The organism is Pseudomonas sp. Fl5BN2 (genome assembly GCF_009908205.1).
Taxonomy (GTDB): domain Bacteria; phylum Pseudomonadota; class Gammaproteobacteria; order Pseudomonadales; family Pseudomonadaceae; genus Aquipseudomonas.
The window spans coordinates 371,374-390,660 of sequence record NZ_JAAARL010000002.1 but is presented as its reverse complement, the minus strand read 5'-3'; the positions used below and the strand labels follow the sequence as shown (position 1 = coordinate 390,660).

General features: G+C 61.9%; 13 protein-coding genes. All 13 read left to right on the top strand.

Annotated features, from left to right (window positions below):
• Positions 1–10: 10 nt before the first annotated feature.
• The 13 genes from GV819_RS04140 (at position 11) to GV819_RS04080 (ending at position 19,281) form a co-directional block, all read left to right on the top strand.
• Positions 11–1,120: a flagellar basal body P-ring protein FlgI gene (locus GV819_RS04140; protein WP_161753763.1), complete on the top strand. Its 1,110-nt coding sequence runs from the start codon at positions 11–13 to the stop codon at positions 1,118–1,120.
• Positions 1,121–1,130: 10 nt separating this feature from the next.
• Complete coding sequence (flgJ, locus tag GV819_RS04135) at positions 1,131–2,387, top strand: flagellar assembly peptidoglycan hydrolase FlgJ (RefSeq protein WP_161753761.1); 1,257 nt, start codon at positions 1,131–1,133, stop codon at positions 2,385–2,387.
• Positions 2,388–2,397: 10 nt separating this feature from the next.
• A complete protein-coding gene (gene flgK / locus GV819_RS04130; RefSeq protein ID WP_161753759.1) occupies positions 2,398–4,449 on the top strand; it encodes a flagellar hook-associated protein FlgK in 2,052 nt (683 codons plus the stop codon).
• Between the two features lie 13 nt (positions 4,450–4,462).
• Positions 4,463–6,031, top strand: coding sequence for a flagellar hook-associated protein 3 (locus GV819_RS04125; RefSeq protein ID WP_161753757.1), 1,569 nt, complete (start codon positions 4,463–4,465; stop codon positions 6,029–6,031).
• Between the two features lie 121 nt (positions 6,032–6,152).
• On the top strand, positions 6,153–9,725 hold the full coding sequence (locus tag GV819_RS04120) for a glycosyltransferase (RefSeq protein ID WP_161753754.1): 3,573 nt from the start codon (positions 6,153–6,155) through the stop codon (positions 9,723–9,725).
• Between the two features lie 269 nt (positions 9,726–9,994).
• A complete protein-coding gene (gene rfbF, locus GV819_RS04115; RefSeq protein WP_161753753.1) occupies positions 9,995–10,768 on the top strand; it encodes a glucose-1-phosphate cytidylyltransferase in 774 nt (257 codons plus the stop codon).
• Entirely contained in the window at positions 10,750–11,832 is a 1,083-nt protein-coding gene (gene rfbG / locus GV819_RS04110) for a CDP-glucose 4,6-dehydratase (protein ID WP_161753751.1), read from the top strand. Before rfbF ends, rfbG begins: the two co-directional genes overlap by 19 nt.
• Positions 11,829–12,389 carry a dTDP-4-dehydrorhamnose 3,5-epimerase family protein gene (locus GV819_RS04105; RefSeq protein WP_161753749.1) on the top strand — a complete coding sequence of 187 codons (561 nt, stop codon included), beginning with the start codon at positions 11,829–11,831 and terminating at the stop codon, positions 12,387–12,389. The genes rfbG and GV819_RS04105 overlap by 4 nt, the downstream gene beginning before the upstream one ends.
• Entirely contained in the window at positions 12,386–13,612 is a 1,227-nt protein-coding gene (locus GV819_RS04100) for a class I SAM-dependent methyltransferase (RefSeq protein WP_161753747.1), read from the top strand. The genes GV819_RS04105 and GV819_RS04100 overlap by 4 nt, the downstream gene beginning before the upstream one ends.
• A gap of 5 nt (positions 13,613–13,617) precedes the next feature.
• Positions 13,618–14,475, top strand: a complete 858-nt coding sequence (locus tag GV819_RS04095) for an NAD-dependent epimerase/dehydratase family protein (RefSeq protein ID WP_161753898.1) — start codon at positions 13,618–13,620, stop codon at positions 14,473–14,475.
• Positions 14,465–15,535 carry a class I SAM-dependent methyltransferase gene (locus GV819_RS04090; RefSeq protein WP_161753745.1) on the top strand — a complete coding sequence of 357 codons (1,071 nt, stop codon included), beginning with the start codon at positions 14,465–14,467 and terminating at the stop codon, positions 15,533–15,535. The genes GV819_RS04095 and GV819_RS04090 overlap by 11 nt, the downstream gene beginning before the upstream one ends.
• Positions 15,536–15,555: 20 nt before the next feature.
• On the top strand, positions 15,556–16,293 hold the full coding sequence (locus tag GV819_RS04085; RefSeq protein ID WP_161753743.1) for a cephalosporin hydroxylase family protein: 738 nt from the start codon (positions 15,556–15,558) through the stop codon (positions 16,291–16,293).
• Between the two features lie 51 nt (positions 16,294–16,344).
• A complete protein-coding gene (locus GV819_RS04080; protein WP_161753741.1) occupies positions 16,345–19,281 on the top strand; it encodes a TIGR00180 family glycosyltransferase in 2,937 nt (978 codons plus the stop codon).
• The last annotated feature ends 6 nt before the right edge of the window (positions 19,282–19,287 follow it).

The following is a 19,287-nucleotide window of genomic DNA, read 5'->3' as shown; positions in this document are numbered from 1 at the left end:
GAAAAGTCTCATGCTGAATTTCAAGCACCTGCTGGCGGCGGCTTTGTTGCTGTCCACGTCCCTTGGCGTACAGGCTGAGCGGTTGAAGGATATCGCCAGTATTTCCGGCGTGCGTTCCAACCAGTTGATTGGCTATGGCCTGGTGGTCGGGCTTAACGGCACGGGCGACCAGACAACCCAGACACCGTTCACTCTGCAGACGTTCAACAACATGCTGTCGCAGTTCGGTATCAAGGTTCCGGCCGGGTCCGGCAATGTGCAGTTGAAGAACGTTGCGGCAGTATCGGTGAGCGCCGACCTGCCAGCCTTTGCCAAGCCGGGCCAGCAGGTGGATATCACGGTTTCCTCCATCGGCAACTCCAAGAGCCTGCGCGGCGGCACCTTGCTGCTGACCCCGCTCAAGGGTATCGACGGCAACGTCTACGCCATTGCCCAGGGCAACCTGGTGGTGGGCGGTTTCGACGCCGAAGGGCGAGACGGCTCGAAGATCACGGTTAACGTACCGTCGGCCGGCCGTATTCCCGGCGGTGCCTCGGTGGAGCGTGCCGTACCCAGCGGTTTCAATCAGGGCAACAGCCTGACCTTGAACCTCAACCGTTCGGACTTCACCACCGCCAAGCGCGTTGTCGACAAGATCAACGACATGCTCGGCCCGGGTGTGGCTCAGGCCGTCGACGGTGGTTCGGTGCGGGTCACTGCTCCCTTGGACCCAAGCCAGCGCGTGGACTACCTATCGATCCTGGAAAACCTGGAAATCGATCCGGGGCAGGCGGTGGCCAAGGTCATTATCAATTCGCGTACCGGTACCATTGTGATTGGCCAGAACGTCAAGGTGTCGCCCGCTGCGGTGACCCACGGCAGCCTGACCGTGACCATTACCGAAGATCCGATCGTCAGCCAGCCCGGTCCTCTGTCCAATGGCCAGACGGCAGTGGTGCCACGTTCGCGGGTCAATGCTCAGCAGGAAGCCAAGCCGATGTTCAAGTTCGGCCCTGGCACCACCCTGGATGAGATTGTCCGTGCGGTGAACCAGGTGGGGGCTGCGCCAGGCGACCTGATGGCGATTCTCGAAGCCTTGAAACAGGCCGGCGCCCTGCAAGCCGACCTGATCGTGATTTGAGGTGACGGCCATGGATATACGTAAGAGCGGATTGATCGGTAGCGCAGACTCCGGGTCCTACTCCGACCTCAACCGCCTGCAGCAGCTCAAGGTCGGTGACAAGGATGGCGAGGCCAACGTACGCAAGGTGGCGCAGGAGTTCGAGTCGCTGTTTCTCAACGAAATGCTCAAGTCCATGCGCAAGGCCACCGACGTGTTGGGCCAGGACAACCCGCTCAATACCCCGGCGACCAAGCAATACCAGGACATGTACGACCAGCAGTTGGCGGTTTCCCTGTCGCGCGAGGGCGGCGGCATTGGCCTGGCCAACGTGCTGATGCGCCAGATGATGAAGAACAAGCCGGTTCACCCGGATGCTGCAACGCATGCGGCGGCACCGGTCGCCACGCCGACCCCGATTGCTGCCGGCACCACTGCCCAGAATGGTCCGTTGAGCCGGGTCAGTGGCCAGCGGCCAATGTGGGCTTCCCGTGCCCAGGATCCGTTGCGTACTAGCGTGGCGCATAACGACATGGCTTTGCTCAACCAGCGACGCTTGTCGTTGCCAAGCAAACTTACCGATCGGCTGTTGAGCGGTATCGTGCCTTCGGCTGGCGGGGTGGCTGACGCCGCTACCCAGAATGTCGCGCCGACGCGTACCACGGCCGCCGCCGATGCGGTGCTGCGTGGTGAATGGCGGGTCAACCAGGGGTATGCCGCAGCCCAGGGCAAGATGCGGGTTTACGGCCGGGCGATGGCCCAGCCACCGCTGGCACCGGCCAAGCGTGCCTTCAGCTCCTCTGATGATTTTGTTGCCACCATGCTGCCGATGGCGCAGCAGGCAGCCCAGCGAATCGGCGTCGACCCGCGCTACCTGGTAGCTCAGGCCGCACTGGAAACCGGCTGGGGCAAATCGGTGATGCGCCAGCAGGACGGCAGCAGCAGTCACAACCTGTTCGGCATCAAGGCTGGCAGCAGTTGGCAGGGTGCCCAGGCTCGAGCGATCACCAGCGAGTTCAGAAATGGCGAGATGGTCAAGGAGACGGCGGCGTTCCGTTCCTACGATTCCTACCAGGACAGCTTCCACGATCTGGTGACCTTGTTGCAGAGCAACAATCGCTATCAAGAAGTGTTGAAGGCGGCCGATAAACCAGAACAGTTTGTTCGCGAGTTGCAAAAAGCTGGGTATGCAACCGACCCGGACTACGCAAGCAAGATTTCGCAGATAGCCAAGCAGATGAAGAGTTACCAGAACTACGCTGCGGCGGGCGTTTCCACGAATTTATAAGGTCTGAATCATGAGTTTGCTCAATATCGGGATGTCCGGGCTGGCCGCCAGCCAAACGTCGTTGATGACCACGGGTAACAACATCGCCAACGCCGACACCGCCGGGTACTCGCGCCAGCAGACCGTGCAGGGCACCAAGGCCTCGAATCAGTTCGGCAACGTCTTCATCGGCACCGGTACCACCCTGGCTGACGTGCGCCGGGTGTACAACAGCTTCCTCGATGCCCAGTTGCGTACCGCCACGTCCCTGAACAGTGACGTCGCTGCCTACCAGGGCCAGATCAGCCCGATCGACCAGTTGCTGTCGGACAACGGTACCGGCATGAACGGCGCCCTGACCAAGTTCTTCGCCTCGGTGCAGAACCTCAACGCCAAGCCTACCGATGAGGCCTCCCGGCAGTTGCTGCTCAGCGACACCCAGGCCTTGAGCAACCGTTTCAACTCGGTGTCCAGCCAGCTCAACGAACAGAACAGCAACATCAACGGCAACCTGGGGAGCATGGCCGACCAGGTCAACAAGCTGGCCAATACCGTCGCCCAGCTCAACCAGAAGATTTCCGAGCTGTCGACCAATGGCAACGGCATGCCCAACGACCTGTTGGACGCCCGTAACGAAACCGTGCGCCAGATTTCGACCTTTATCGGCGTTCAGGTGTCGGAGCGTGGTTCCAGCCTCGACCTGTACCTGGGCAGTGGCCAGCCGCTGGTGATGGGCAACTCCGCCAACTCCCTGGAAGTGGTGCAGGGCAAGAACGACCCGACCCGCTCCATGCTGCAGCTCAATCGCGGCACCAGCACCGTGGACATCACCAACGTCACCACCGGTGGCGAGATCGGTGGTCTGTTGCGCTATCGCAGTGAAGTGCTGGACCCGGCAATGAATGAACTGGGGCGCGTGGCCTTGGTGGTTGCCGACCAGATGAACAGCCAGATGGCCCAGGGCATCGACAAGAACGGCGACTTCGGCGGCAACCTGTTCAACGACATCAACAGCCTGCGGATGATCGGTCAGCGCAGTATGGCCGGCACCGCCAACAGCGCGGGCTCGGGCAACTTCGATGTGACCATCAAGGACACCGGCAAGCTGAGCACCGGCGACTACACCGTGACCTTCAGCAGTGCCACGGATTACAGCGTCAAGCGCTCCGACGGCAAGGACATGGGCACCTTCAGCACCACGACCAGCCCGGCGCCAGTGATCGACGGCTTCTCGCTGAACCTCAATGGTACGGTGGCCGCTGGTGACAGCTTCAAGGTCATCCCGACCCGCAATGCCGCAGCCACCATCCAGACGGAAATGACCGACGCCAAGCGCCTGGCTTTGGCTGCGCCGTTGAAAGCCGAGATCGGTGCGGGGGTCAAAAGCTCCCTAAGCATCTCTGCGCAACCCTCCCTGGCGGTGCCGATCGACAACTACAGCGCCGCCAGCAAGCTTGAGATGCAGACGGCGCTCAAGAACTCCGGCCCGGTCAAGGTGGTGTTCAATGCGGCGTCCGGCGGCAGCCAGACCTACGATTACTTCGACGCCAAGGGCGTCAAGATGGGCAGCGGCTCTATCGTGCCGGGGCAGAGCAATGTCTTGAACCTGCAGGTCAAGATGCTCGATGCCAGCGGCAACCCGATCACTGACGGTGGCACGCCACCCGTGACCAAGACCTTCACGGTGCAGATGACCGTTGCCGGTTCGCCCAATGACGGCGACAACATGAACATTTCGGTGAATGGCGCCGGTTCTTCCGATAACCGCAACGGCCTGGCGCTGTCGGGTCTGCAGACCAAGCAGACCGTGGACACCAGTTCGCCGAGCAAGGGCATCACGCTGGTGGATGCCTATGGCAAGCTGATCGAGAACGTCGGCGCCAAGGCCAGCCAGGCCAAGCTCGACAGTGCTGCCAACGGTTCCATCCTGGCCAACGCCAAGGGCGCCCGGGACTCGCTGTCCGGCGTCAACCTGGATGATGAGACCGGCAACCTGGTCAAGTTCCAGCAGTACTACACCGCGTCTTCGCAGATCATCAAGGCTGCGCAGGAAACCTTCAGCACGCTGATCAACAGCCTTTAAGGAGTCGTAGCTCATGCGCATTTCCACCGCCCAGTTTTACGAGACTTCGGCTGCCAACTATCAGAAGAACTTCTCCAACGCCATCAAGAGCGGCGAAGAGTCCAGCAGCCTGGTCCGGGTCAAGACCGCCGCCGACGATCCGGTGGGTGCTGCCCGTCTGCTGCAATTGGGCCAGCAGGCCTCCCTGCTTGATCAGTACAAGGCCAACAGCAACTCGATCAAGGCTTCCCTGGGCCAGGCCGAGTCGGTGATGACCAGCATCAACAACGTCCTGGACCGGGCCAAGCAACTGGCCACCGGTGCCGGCAGCGCCGGTTACACCGATGCCGACCGGCAGGCCAATGCTTCTGAGCTGGGGCAGATCGAAGAGCAACTGATGAGCCTGATGAACTCTCAGGACGAAAACGGCAAGTACCTCTTTGGTGGTTCCAAGGACGACGTTCCGCCGTTCAGTCGCAACTCCGATGGCACCTACAGTTACAACGGTGACCAGAGCAGCCTGAAGCTGCCGGTGGGCGATACCATGATGATGGCTGCCAACAGCACCGGTTGGGATGTGTTCCAGCAGGCGCTCAACACCAGTCGTAGCCAGGTCACCATGACCTCGCCGGCGGTGGATGATGGACGGGTTTCCCTGTCCAATGGGCAGATGACCAACAGCGGCACCTACAACAGCCAGTTCCGCGGTGGCGAGCCTTATACCGTGTCGTTCGTCAGCGGCACCCAGTTGAAGATCCTCGATGGCAGCGGCAACGATGTGACCGCCGAGGCTAGCAAGGGCGGCGTGGTCGGTACTTCGCCGAATCAGACGGTGAGTTTCCGTGGTGTCGATCTGAACCTGAACATCAATCTTCAGTCCGGCGATGTCGCCAACGCGGTGTTGCCGGGGCACAGCTTCACCTTGGCCTCGAAGCCGGACACCTTCAACGTTGCGCGTTCTCCGGGCAACCCGAGCATGACTCAGGTCTCAGCCGCCAGCGTGACTGATTCGGTGGCCTACAACTCGACGTTCCCGAGTGGCTCTGCAGTGCTCAAGTTCACCAGCGCCACCAACTTCGATCTGTATGCCGCGCCGCTGACGGCAGACAGCAAGCCGGTGTCTTCGGGTGTTGTAGGTCCGGGCAATGTCGCCACTGCGGCAGGCGTGAGCTTCACCCTGACGGGCGCTCCTTCGCCGGCCGCCAACGACCAGTTCAGCGTGGCGGTTAACACCCACGAAACCCAGAACGTCCTGGACACCGTGAGTCAGTTGAAAAGCGCGTTGAACGTACCGACTGACGGTAATGCCCTGGCGACTCAGAAGCAGTTGGCCGACCTTGCTTCGGGGATGGCCAACCTGGCCAGTGGTGTTGATCAACTGTCCATCGGCATCAGCTCTATCGGTGGTCGTGGTTCGGCTTTGGCTACCCAGAACGAAATCAACGAAAGTCTGGCGGCAGCCAACGTCACCACCCGTTCTTCCATCAGTGATTCCGATCCGGCCGAAGTCATGACCCGTCTGACCCTGCAGCAGACCATGTTGCAGGCCTCGCAGTTGGCCTTCAGCAAGATCACCCAGCTCGGCCTGTTCAACAAGGTCTAAGCACATGGCGTTCGAGCTCCGGCTCGAACGCCATGACCGTCGAGCCGTCAGCCGTCTTTTTTAAGCGGTCCTGCAGCCCTGGTCGCATCGGCCGGGGCTCGCCGCTCGAGAGTTCCCCGCCGTGAACCAAGCCCCTTTAGTCAGTATCGTCATCCCTGCCTTCAACCCGCGTTTCTTCAGCCAGGCCCTGGAAAGTGCCTTGGCCCAGACCTACCGTCCCCTGGAAATCGTCGTTTGCGACGACAGTGCCAGCGATGAGATCCAACGGATCGTCGACGGCATTGCCGAACCCGCGCACCCGCTGCGTTACCTGCGCAATCCGCAGCGCCTGGGGCTGCAGAAGAATATCTCGCGCTGTGTTGAAGAGGCCCGTGGCGAGTTGATCAAGGTGCTGTGCGACGATGATCGGCTGTTTGCTCCGAGCATTGCCTCGCAGGCTCCGCTGCTGATCGAGCATCCCGAAGTCAATCTGGTGTGTGCCCTGCGAGTGTTCAGTGATGCGGGGAATTTCATCCTGCCGTCGCGGGTCGACAACTGCCGTTTTACCCAGGGTGACGTGGTGCTCAAGGGCGACGACATGCTGGCGATCTTCGAGAGCACGCCACGTAACTTCCTTGGCAACTTCAGTTCGGCGCTGATGCGTCGTGCCGACGTGCTGGAGCTGTTGCCGGCGTTGATCCAGGAGGGAGCGGGTTTTGTTGCCCTGTTGGATTTTGCCCTGTTCATCTGCCTGATGCGGCGCGGCAATCTGGCGGCCCAGACTACGGTGCTGAGTTGCGAGCGCCTTTACCCGGAGCGCCTCAGTGGCACCCCGGAAATGCTCAAGAGCGCCAGGAATGAGTGGGGATGGCTGGTGCAGATGCTGGCAGCACGCAGTGGCGAAGCGGCGCCGGCTTCGGGCTGGGTGCGGTTTGTCGACTTGTCGAAGGTTGCCGAGCAGCCGCGTCACTGGCAAGAGCTGTGCGTGACCCGGGTGTTGGGCAACCGCAGTACCGTGGTGGATGGGCGGGTTGGCGGTGAGAGCGTCAGTTATGAGGACTTCTATCGGGAATGGCTGTCGGTACGCAAGTTCTCGGCAGTGGAGCAGCGGTTGATGCCGCAACGCATCGACAGTTGGCCATCCAAGGCGCAGATCGTGCCGGTGGTCATCGACTTCGAGGGTGATGGCGAGGCGCTTGCGCGGACCCTGCGCAGTCTTGCAGGGCAGTTGTATGAGCCCGCAGCAGTGCTGGTGCTTTCCGCCTCCGAGTGTGAGGCGGGGGAGCGGGTCTTGCGTCAGCCATTGAGAGCCGACTGGGTGCAGCAGCTCAATGAGCTGGTGCCTCAGTTGGAAGGTTGTGACTGGTTCTATCTGCTGCAGGCCGGCGACCGTCTGCCGGAGTCGGCGCTGCTGGTGCTCGCTGAACGGATTGCCAATACCCCGCTTATGCTCTGCGCCTACAGCGATGAAGGTGCGCTGCTGGACGGGGAGTCGTCGGAGCCGGTGTTCAAGCCCGACTTCAATCTCGACCTGATGCGGGCCTACCCCTATGTCGGTCGAGTCCTGGCCTTTTCCCGCGAGCGCTTCATGGCCGAGGGTGGGTTCGACCCGGCCCGAGGCGAGCTGGCTCCCCAGGATCTGCTGTGGCGCCTGGTGGAGGGGGCGGGCCCGCAGACCATCGAGCATATTGCCGATATTCAGGTGGAGTCCGAGTTCAGCTTCGCCCAGTGGCTGTCGCGGTCACAGGTGATCGAGGCCAGCGAAGGGCTGGTAGCCGCGCATCTGCAGCGCATCGGCGTGGGGCAGCGGATTCGGCACGATGATTTGCCGTTGCTCAACCGTATCGACTACCTGCATGAGGGGCGGCCGCTGGTGTCGATCATTGTCCCGTGTGGGGATTCGTTGCCGGCACTGCAACGCTGCGTTGAAAGCCTGATTGAGCAAACGGCCTACAACCACTACGAGATTCTGCTGGTGGATGCCGGCAGCCGAGATCCGGCCATGGCTGATTGGCTGGCGGCCATGGCGCAGTTGGGTGGGGCGATGCTGCGGGTGTTGCCGGGTGCTGGGCTGATCAACAAGATGGTGCTCATCAACCGCGCTGCGTTGCAGGCCCGTGGTGACTATCTGTTGCTGCTCAATCCTCGTGCGTTGATCTGTACCGCTGACTGGCTGGACGAGTTGCTCAATCAAGCCCAGCGTCCGGAGGTGGGGGTGGTTGGTGCACGGATTCTGGCTACCGACAGTTCGATCCTTCACGCCGGGCAGGTGTTGGGTATGGCGGGGCCGGTGGGTTCGCCTTTTGTCGGCGAGGCGATGGGGGCTCGCGGCTACATGCAGCGGCTGCAGGTGGTGCAGAACTGGAGTTCGGTCAGTGGCGATTGCCTGATGGTGCGCAAGGAGGTTTTCGACAGCCTCGGTGGTCTGGATGAGCGCTTCTCCAGTGCCGACCTGGGGGAGTCCGACTTGTGTCTGCGGGTCGACAGTAACGGCTATCTGGTGGTCTGGACGCCTCACGCGACCTTGATGTTGACGCCAGCGGCAGCGGTCTGCGAGAAGCTTGGCCAGCAACAGGCGCTGGAGGCTGAGCAGGAGAGTTTCTACCGCCAGTGGATGCCGAAGATCGCTCGCGATCCAGCCTACAACCCCGCCCTGAGCCTGGGGTACTCCAGCTTCAGTCTGGAGCCCTCTCTGCGCAACAACTGGAATCCGTTCTGCAGTCGCGCCTTGCCGTTGATCCTTGGCTTGCCGGTCAACAGCTCTGCGGTCGGGCATTACCGGGTGACGGGGCCCTTGAGTGCGCTTGAGCAGGCCGGCCGGGTGATTGCCCGAGTGGCCTACGAATCGCCGTCCACGGCAGAGATCGAGCGCCTGTCCCCCGATACCATTATCTTGCAGTGCCGATACAGCGATGGTGCGGCTGCCGATATTCTGCGCATGAAAAAGTACTCCAGCGCGTTGCGGGTCTTCGAGCTCGATGACTACATCGTCAGTGCGCCGAAGAAAAACACTCACGCCCGTAACAAGCCGGTGAACACCGAGCAGATGCTGCGCGAGGGGATAGCCCTGTGTGATCGCGTGGTGGTGACCACCCAGCCTCTGGCCGATGCCTTGTCGAGTATGCACAGTGACATTCGCGTGGTGCCTAACATGCTGGCGCTGGAGCCTTGGGCGAACTTGACCAGTCGCCGTGGCACCTCCAGCAAGCCCAGGGTGGGATGGGGCGGAGGCACCAGCCATACCGGAGACTTGGAGATCATCGCCGAGGTAGTGCGCGAGCTGGCCAGTGAGGTCGAGTGGGTGTTCTTCGGCATGTGCCCCGATGCCTTGCGTCCCTACGTACATGAGTTTCATTCGGTGACCAACCTGCAGAGTTATCCGTTCAAGCTGGCCAGCCTGAACCTGGATCTGGCGCTGGCGCCCCTGGAGTTCCATATCTTCAACGACTGCAAGAGCAACCTGCGGCTCTTGGAATATGGGGCCTGCGGTTACCCGGTGATCTGCACCGATACCGAGGCCTATCGCGGTTTCCTGCCGTGCACCAAGGTCCGCAGCAACAGCACTGAAGAATGGTTGCAGGCGATCCGCATGCACCTGTCCGACCCGGCTGCGAGCTATCGCATGGGGGATGAGCTGCGCGAGGCGGTGCGTCGTGACTTCATGCTGCGCAACGACAACCTGCGGCACTGGCTGTGGGGCTGGTTGCCGGATTGATCGGCCCAGGGCTCGTGATCGCCCCCCATCACGAGCCGGGTTTGCCCATGGCCGCCCTGTCGGGGCGGTTGTGTGCAGCGTCTTCTGCTGCGCCCCAAGTGCTGCTCGCGTAATTGGCGCACTTCCTGCAAGTCCTCTGCATATCGCCATAAAACCCTCACCGCAGCGCGGTGCCAGGTAGCCGTTGGCTGCGAATGAATGATCTGCGTCTGGCGTTATGCCAGGCCTCAAGAGGGCTGGTTCAGCCCACGAAGAGCAAGAGGACCGCAATGAAGGCAGTAATTCTGGCAGGTGGGCTGGGGACGCGAATCAGCGAAGAGTCTCACCTCAAGCCCAAGCCCATGATCGAGATCGGTGGCAAGCCAATTCTTTGGCACATCATGAAGCAGTATTCAGCCCACGGGATTCATGACTTCGTGATTTGCCTGGGCTACAAGGGCTACGCGATCAAGGACTTCTTCGCCAACTACTTCCTGCACACCTCGGATGTGACCTTCGACATGCGCAACAACCGCATGGACGTGCATCAGAATTACAGCGAGCCCTGGAGCGTGACGCTGATCGACACCGGCGAGGAAACCATGACCGGTGGGCGTCTGCGCCGGGCCGGGCGCTACCTGCAGGATGAAGAGGCGTTCTGCTTTACCTACGGCGATGGCGTATCCGACTTGAACATCGGTGCCTTGGTGGATTTCCATAAGGCCCACGGCAAGCTGGCCACGGTAACTGCCGTGCAGCCGCCAGGCCGCTATGGTGCCCTGGAGCGCGATGGTGATCGGGTCCTGGGGTTCACCGAAAAACCTCGTGGCGACGGTGGCTGGATCAACGGCGGGTTCTTCGTGCTCTCGCCCAAGGTGTTGTCCTACATCGATGGCGACAGCACCACCTGGGAAGCCGAACCGCTGATACAACTGGCCGAGAACCAGCAACTGCGCTCCTACGAGCACAGCGGGTTCTGGCAGCCGATGGACACCCTGCGGGACAAGAACCACCTGGAGCAGCTCTGGCAAAGCGGGGAGGCCCCGTGGAAGCAATGGGACTGAGTCCGGAGTTCTGGAGCGGCAAGCGTGTGCTGTTGACCGGTCACACCGGTTTCAAGGGCAGTTGGCTGAGCCTCTGGTTGCAGAGCCTGGGGGCCGAGGTCAGTGGCTTTGCCCTGGACCCGGGGACCGAGCCAAGCCTGTTCGAACTGGCCCGGGTGGCCGAAGGCATCAATGACCATCGCGGTGACCTGCGCGACCTGGGCAGCCTGCTGGAGCTGATTGCCCAGGTGGAGCCGGAAATCGTCTTGCACCTGGCGGCTCAGCCGTTGGTGCGTGAGGCCTATCGAGATCCGCTGGGGACCTACTCAAGCAATGTCATGGGCACCCTGAATCTGCTGGAAGCGATCCGCCAGGTGGGCGGGGTGCGCGCCTGCGTCCTGGTGACCACCGACAAGGTCTACGCCAATCAGGAGTGGCTGTGGCCCTATCGGGAGAACGAGCCCCTGGGCGGGCATGATCCCTATAGCAGCAGCAAAGCCTGTTGCGAGCTGCTGGCGCAGTCCTATGCATCCTCTTTCTTTGCTGCCGAGCGTTATGCCGAACATGGCCTGGCCCTGGCCACGGCACGGGCCGGCAATGTCCTCGGTGGCGGCGATTTCGCCCCCGAGCGGCTGATTCCCGATGTGCTCAAGGCCTGGTCGGACGACGAGCCGGTGACCTTGCGTTATCCCCAGGCGGTCCGCCCCTGGCAGCACGCCCTGGAACCCCTGGCCGGCTACCTGCAGCTGGCCGCTGGCTTGTACCAGCAAGGTCCGCAATACGCCGGTGCCTGGAACTTCGGTCCCGGCGAGCAAGACATGTGCAGCGTTGGTGAGGTGGTGGAGTTGTTGGCCGGGCAGTGGCCTGAAGCCCCTGGCCTGCGGATCGAGCCCAGTGAATTGCATGAGGCCGGCCTGTTGCGTCTGGACAGCAGTCGCGCCCGCCAGTTGCTTGGCTGGAAACCCCGTTGGACCCTGGAGCAATGTCTGGCGCAGACCCTCGACTGGCACCTGGCCTGGAAGAGCGGTGCGGACATGCGCGCCGTGACCCTGGGGCAGTTGAACCTGTATCGGGGGGCGCTGTGAGCGAGTTCCAGGTCCTGGCCCTGCCGCTGGAGGGCTTGTTCGAGGTTCGTCACAAACGCTTCGAGGATCAGCGCGGGCATTTTTCCCGGCTGTTCTGCGAGGGTAGCCTGAGCGCGTTCGGCCAACCTTTTCATATCCGCCAGATCAATCACTCCTGCACCCGCGAGCGCGGCAGCGTGCGCGGCTTGCACTACCAGACTGCGGCGCAGCCCGAAGCCAAGCTCATCACCTGCCTGCGCGGCGAAGTCTGGGATGTGGCGGTGGACCTGCGTCCCGAGTCGTCGACGTTCCTGCAATGGCACGCTGAACACCTGCGGGCCGGTGACGGTCGCAGCCTGTTGTTGCCGGCGGGTTTTGCCCATGGCTTCCAGACCCTGAGCGACGATGCCGAATTGCTGTATCTGCACAGCGCCGACTATGCACCGGAGCATGAGGCCGGGCTGTCGGTGCTGGACCCGCGGCTGGCGATCGATTGGCCGTTGCCTGTCAATAATCTGTCGAGCCGGGATGCCAGCCATCCCTTGCTCGATCCCGCATTCGCTGGAGTGAAACTATGAATTGCCGCGGTTGTGGCGCTTGCCTGAGCCTGCCTCTGATCGACCTGGGCACCTCACCGCCCTCCAACGCCTACCTGCGGGCCGAGCAACTGGACCAGGCCGAGCAGTGGGTGCCACTGAAGGTCCAGGTCTGCCAGCAATGCTGGCTGGTGCAGACCGAGGACTACACCCGCGCCGATCATCTGTTCGACGCCGACTACGCCTATTTCAGTTCGTTCTCCAGTACCTGGCTCAAGCATGCCCAGGGCTATGTGGCGCAGATGGTCGAGCGTTTCGAACTCGATGCCCGGAGCCGGGTGGTGGAAGTCGCGGCGAACGACGGCTACCTGCTGCAGTATGTGGCCCAGCGCGGCATTCCTTGCCTGGGGGTCGAGCCGACCCGCAGTACCGCCCAGGCCGCCCGTGACAAAGGGCTGCAGATCCGCGAGTCGTTCTTCGGTCGTGATACCGCCGAGCAACTGCTGGAGGAGGGTTGGGGCGCCGACCTGATGGCGGCCAACAATGTGCTGGCCCATGTGCCGGATATCAACGATTTCCTTTGCGGCTTTGCCACCTTGCTCAAGCCAACGGGCGTGGCGACGTTCGAGTTTCCGCAGTTGCTGAGCCTGATGGCCGGGCAGCAGTTCGACACCCTGTACCACGAACACTATTCCTACCTGTCGCTGACCGCCGTCCAGGGCTTGTGCCAACGCAACGGCCTGCAAGTCTTTGACGTCGAGACCTTGCCGACCCACGGCGGTTCGCTGCGGGTGTTCGTGCAGCGTATTGATGGTTCGCACCACCCTCTGCAGGACCGCGTGGCGAGTCAATTGCGGTTGGAGCAGGAGGCCGGGGTCACGACTCCCGAGTACTACCGGAGCCTGGCTCCGGCAGCGCTGCAGATCAAGCATGAACTGCTGCGCTTCCTGCTCAAGGCCAAGGCCGAGGGCAAGCGGGTAGTGGGTTATGGGGCTGCGGCCAAGGGCAATACCTTGCTCAACTACGCCGGGGTCAAGAGCGACCTGTTGGCCTGGGTCGCAGATGCCAGCCCGCACAAGCAAGGCAAGTTCTTGCCTGGCAGCCGGATTCCAGTGGTGGCTCCGGAGCGCATCGATCAGGAACGCCCGGACTATGTGCTGGTGCTGCCTTGGAACCTGCTGACCGAAGTCAGTGAGCAACTGGCCCAGGTTCGGCAATGGGGCGGGCGTTTCGTGATCGCCGTGCCTGAGTTGAAACTGCTGTGAACGGCATGCAGGTGCTGGTCACTGGCGCCACCGGCTTTGTCGGCCAGCATCTGGTCGCGGCCTTGCTGGCTCGGGGTTGCCGGGTGCGCGCGGTGGCCCGGGATGCCGACAAGGCACGGCAGATGCCTTGGTTCGATGCGGTGGAGTTCAGGGCGCTGGATGTGCACGCCCCACAACTCGATGTTGCGGCGCTGGTGGACGGGGTCGATGCGCTGGCGCATCTGGCCTGGCCCGGGCTGCCCAACTATCAGGCGCTATTTCACCTTGAGCACAACCTGATGGCGGATTACCGCTTGATCAAGGCCGTGGTCGAGGCGGGGGTGACTCAGGTGCTGGTCACCGGCACCTGCTTCGAGTACGGCATGCAGAGCGGGCCTTTGAGTGAAGAGGTCGAGGCTCGCCCGAGCAATCCCTACGGATTGGCCAAGCACAGCCTGCATCTGTTTCTACAAGCCCTGCAGCAGCAGTTGCCCTTCAGTTTGCAGTGGGCACGGCTGTTCTACCTGCATGGCCCGGGACAGAACCCCAAGAGCTTGCTGGCGGCGCTGGATCGAGCGATCGATAGCGGTGACGAAGTTTTCAATATGTCGGGCGGCGAACAACTGCGGGATTACCTGGGCATCGAGGAGGCGGCTGGATACCTGGCTGCGCTGCTCGGTCAGCGAGGGTTTTCCGGGGTGGTCAATTGCTCCAGTGGCCAGCCGATATCCGTGCGCGCCCTGGTGGAACAGCGTATCGCCCAGCGCGCAGCATCGATCCGCCTGAACCTGGGGCATTACCCGTACCCGGACTACGAACCCATGGCTTTCTGGGGCTTGAACCAGCGCCTGGAGCAAATAACAGGAGCCGAACATGGCGCATGAGTTGTATCGGGTCGCCGACTTGCCGGTGCTGCAGAACCGCACCTTCGCCGATGCCCAGAGTGCTCGCGCTTCGGCGTCTGCGGATATCGTGCTGGTGCAGGACCTGCAAAGCGGGCTGATCTTCAATCAGGCCTTCGATGCCGACAAGCTCAGCTACGACAGCGACTATCAGAACGAGCAGGCGCACTCGGCGCAGTTCCAGCGGCACCTGAAGGATGTGGAGGGCATCATTGCCCGGCACTTCAAGGGGCGCGAGCTGATCGAGGTGGGTTGCGGCAAGGGCTATTTCCTCGAACTGTTGCGCACCGAGGGCTACGCCGTCACCGGGATCGACCCGGCCTACGAGGGGACCAACCCCGAGGTGATCAAGGCGCCTTTTACCCGCGGCCTGGGGCTGGCTGCCGAGGCTATCGTACTGCGCCATGTGCTGGAGCATATCGCCGATCCGCAGGCCTTTCTGGCGGAGATCGCCGATGCCAACCAAGGCGGGCAGATCTATATCGAAGTGCCGTGTTTCGACTGGATCCTCGAGCATCGCGCCTGGTTCGACGTGTTCTATGAGCACGTCAATTACTTTCGTCTCGAAGACCTGCAGCGCATGTTCGGCACCGTGCATGAGGCCGGGCATCTGTTTGGCGGTCAATACCTGTACGTGGTGGCGGACCTGGGCAGCTTGCAGTCGGCGTTGCCGGCACCGGTCCGGCCGCTGCAGATGCCGGCGGATTTCACCGCTAGCATCGAGTGCGCCAAACGCATCATCCAGTCGGCGCCGCAAACCGCTGCCGGGATCTGGGGCGCTTCTTCCAAGGGCGTGATCTATTCGCTGTTCCTGCAACGGGCCGGCGTGGCGGTGGATCAAGTCGTGGATATCAATCCGGCCAAGCAGGGCCGTTACTTGCCGCTGAGCGGCATGCGGGTGTCATCACCGCAAGAAGCCATGGAGGCGTTGCCCGTGGGCGCCAACCTGTTCGTGATGAACTCCAACTACCTCGAAGAAATCAAGCGCATGACCGATGGCCGTTACGTCTATCACGCCGTCGATAGCGCTTCATTCAGCTAATTTGTCATTGAGAATCGAACATGACCGAGAAAAGCGTCATCCAAGCTTTTGAAGAAGAATGCCAGGCGCAGATCAGTGCCCAGGGCCAGGATGAAAAACTCAAGGGCCTGGCCCGTGAGTTTTTCAACGAGTCCGCTGGCCACAAGTACAGCTATCACTTTTCCTGGATGGGCCGGCCGATCATTCAGCTGCCCCAGGACATGATGGCCATGCAGGAGATCATCTGGCGGGTCAAGCCGGACCTGGTGATCGAATGCGGTATCGCCCACGGCGGTTCGATCATCTACTACGCCTCGCTGCTGGAGTTGCAGGGCCATGGCGAAGTGCTGGGTATCGACCTGGATATCCGTCCGCACAACCGCGAAGCCATCGAGCAGCATCCGATGAGCAAGCGCATCCGCATGATCGAAGGTTCGAGCATCGATCCGGCCATCGCCGAGCAGGTACGGGCCGCGGCCGCGGGCAAGAAAGTGATTCTGGTCCTGGACTCCAATCACACCCACGAGCACGTGCTTGAAGAGCTGCGCCTGTATGCGCCGCTGGTCTCGGTCGACAGCTACTGCGTGGTCATGGACACCGTGGTCGAGGACATGCCGCCGGCCTTCTTCCCGGATCGTCCCTGGGGGCCGGGCGATAACCCGAAAACTGCGGTCTGGGCTTATCTGGAGGAGAACCGTGATTTCGAGATCGACTACCAGATGCAGAACAAGCTGCTGATCACCGTAGCGCCGGACGGTTACCTGCGTCGGGTTCGTTAAACATCAATGGTTGCAGGTTCCGGACGGTTGGCCGGTGCTGGGGAAGGGCATATGTGGGTTGAAGACAAAGCAATGAACAGTAACGCAGCGCCAATGAGCGAACGCTTCACCCTGGTGGTGATGACCCACAACCGCAAGGCGTTTCTGCAACGCACCTTGCAGTACTACAGCACCTACCCCTGCTCGATCCTGGTCCTGGACTCATCGCTGGAAGCGGATGAGTCCCTGGCTGAGCGCTATCCCCAGGTCGACTACCGGCATCTGCCCCAGTTCACCTACAAGGGCCTGCAGGACAAGCTGACTTACGGTGTGAACCTGGTCACCACGCCCTACATGGCGTTTGCCGCCGATGACGACTTCCTGATCCATGACGCGCTCACCGCATCGGTGGAGTTTCTCGAAGCCCACCCGGACTACGGGCTGTGTCATGGCTACGGGATGATGTACCTGGCCCGGGCTTCGGAAACCAACTATTACCGCCGTGACTGCCGGGTCATCGAAGATTATGCGTCCGCTGATCCCCAGGATCGGGTCATGAACTTCATGGGGCAGTTTCTGCCACCGTTCTATGGGGTGACGCGTACCGATCTGTTGCACCAGTGGTACAACCAGTTGCCACCAGGAGTGAGTTTCGAGTGGCAGGAAATTGGCCACAGCTTCTACCTTCTGGCCTGCGCCAAGGCACGGATTCTGCCGATTCCCTATGCCGTGCGCGAGGTCAATTACGGCGCTTCCGAGCACAACACCAATGTCTTGACCGTGCTGACGTTCAAGGACGCCCTGTCGGTGCAGCAGCGTGAGGACTTTGCCGAGTTTCTCGCGGCGCTGCCCAGCGGTTTCAGTGGACGGGATCCGCAGCAGGTGAAGCAGATTGCCCTGGACAGTTTCGCGGCCATGGCCGAGTGCCTGCTTGCCGGACGCTCCCTCAGGGGTACGATGATTTTCCGTTCGGCCTGGGTCGCGGTGGGGGACGAGCCGGTACGTTCCTTCGGTCCCGAGCAGTTTGTCGAAATGCCGTTCTACAACAAGCCGATGTTCGATCTTTTGACCCAGTTCGAATTCCTCATGCACGCCATGCCGGCGGGCCGGGTCCAGCTCAATGAACTGGAAGGCGTACTGTTGCGCCAGGAAGAACTGATGCGCGTGCATCCCAACGACACCGTGCAGACCGTGCGCAGTCGCTTGTGGGAAGCCTTGACCCTGAACCTGTTCAACCGCCAGGTGGTCAAGCGCCTGGCCGAGTCGATGCAGGACAGCGACGAGCCGGAGGAGGCGCGCAAGCTGCAGGTCTGGGCCGAGCGGCTGGATTCGGTGCCAGGGCCGGACAGTCGTGCGCTGTTCAACGGCACCGAGTCGGGACGTCTGCTCAGCTGGCTGGAGGCGCGTTCGCCGGCACCGGCGCAGTTGAATGCCATCAATGCTCACCTGGCGCGCCACGGCGGCGGCCCTCAGGTGCAGATCCTGTTGCTCGACCTCGACGCCGACATGGTCAAGTTGCAAGCGACCTTCGACAGCCTGGTCACCAGCCATTTCAAGGCCTTCAAGCTGGTGGTGTTGACCACTGGCGATTTGCCGGCCACTACCACTGCCCAGGACACCCTGCACTTCGTCAAGGTGACTGAAAACAACTACAGCGAACGACTCAACCAAGCGCTCACGCAGTCCAGCGCCGACTGGGTGTTGTTGGTCGAGGCAGGTGATCAGTTCACCGCCAGCGGTCTGCTGCGGGCAAGCCTGGAGCTGCTGGGCGCCGAAGGCATTCGCGCAGTGGCCATGGATGAGGTCCAGCGCCGCAGTGATTTCACCTTGAGCCCGGTGTTCCGGCCTGGGGTCAATCTGGACCAGTTGCAAAGCGCCCCGTCACTGATGGCCCGCCACTGGTTGCTGCAGCGCGAGGCATTGTTGCAGGTCGGTGGTTTCTCCAGCGATCTCAAGCAGGCGCTGGAGTTCGATGTGCTGTTGAAGCTGATCCAGGAAGGCGGCCTTGGCGGCCTGGCGCATCTGGCCGAGCCGTTGTTGATCTGCCGCGCTCCGGGAGACGAATCCAGCGCTGAAGAGCGTCAGGTGCTGACCCGCCATCTGGCGGCGCGGGGCTATCGCGCCCAGGTCAGTTCGTCACGGCCGGGTACCTACCAGATCGAGTATCAGCACGCCGAGCGGCCGCTGGTGTCGATCATCCTGCCGAGCCAGGACAACTTCGTCGAGTTGCAACGCTGCCTGGTCAGCGTGCTGCAGCGTACTCGCTACCAGCGGTATGAAGTGCTGATTGCCGAGAACCACAGCCAGAGCGCCGAGCTCGACAGCTGGCTGGCCAGCCTGGAAGGGCGCAGCGAGCGTATCCGTGTGTTGCGCAGCGGCCAGCGTCTGAGTGCTTCGGCCTTGCACAACATGGCGTGCCGGGAGGCGCGGGGCGAGTTCCTGGTGCTGCTCTCGGCCGATGGTGAAGTGGTCAACGCCAACTGGATCGAGAGCCTGCTCAACCAGGCCCAACGTCCTGAGGTCGGGGTTGTCGGCGCCAAGCTGGTGAACGAAAGGGGCGTGACCACTCAGGCCGGACTGATCCTGGGTTTCGACGGCCACCTGGGTGCGGCCTTCGCTGGCGAGGCCAAGGACGCTGCGGGCTACATGAACAGCCTGTGGGTGGAGAAGAACTACTCAGCGGTGTCCGGTGCCTGCCTGATGATTGCCAAGGCGCTGTTCGAAGCGGTGGGTGGATTGGACGAAGAGCATTTCGATCAGGCCTTCGCCGATGTCGACCTGTGCCTGAAAGTCGCCGATGCCGGCTACCTTACGGTATTGACTCCTCAGGCCCAGGTGCAGCACCCGGGGACTTTGGCACAGCAGTCACAGGCAGTTGCTGCCCTTCAAGACAAGTGGGCGGCGCGCTTTGCCCAGGATATTGCCTATAACCAGAACCTGGCATTGAGCGGCAAGGGCTTTGCCCTGGGCGTTGCTGACGCGGTGAACTGGGATCAGTTGCTCGGATAAGGATTC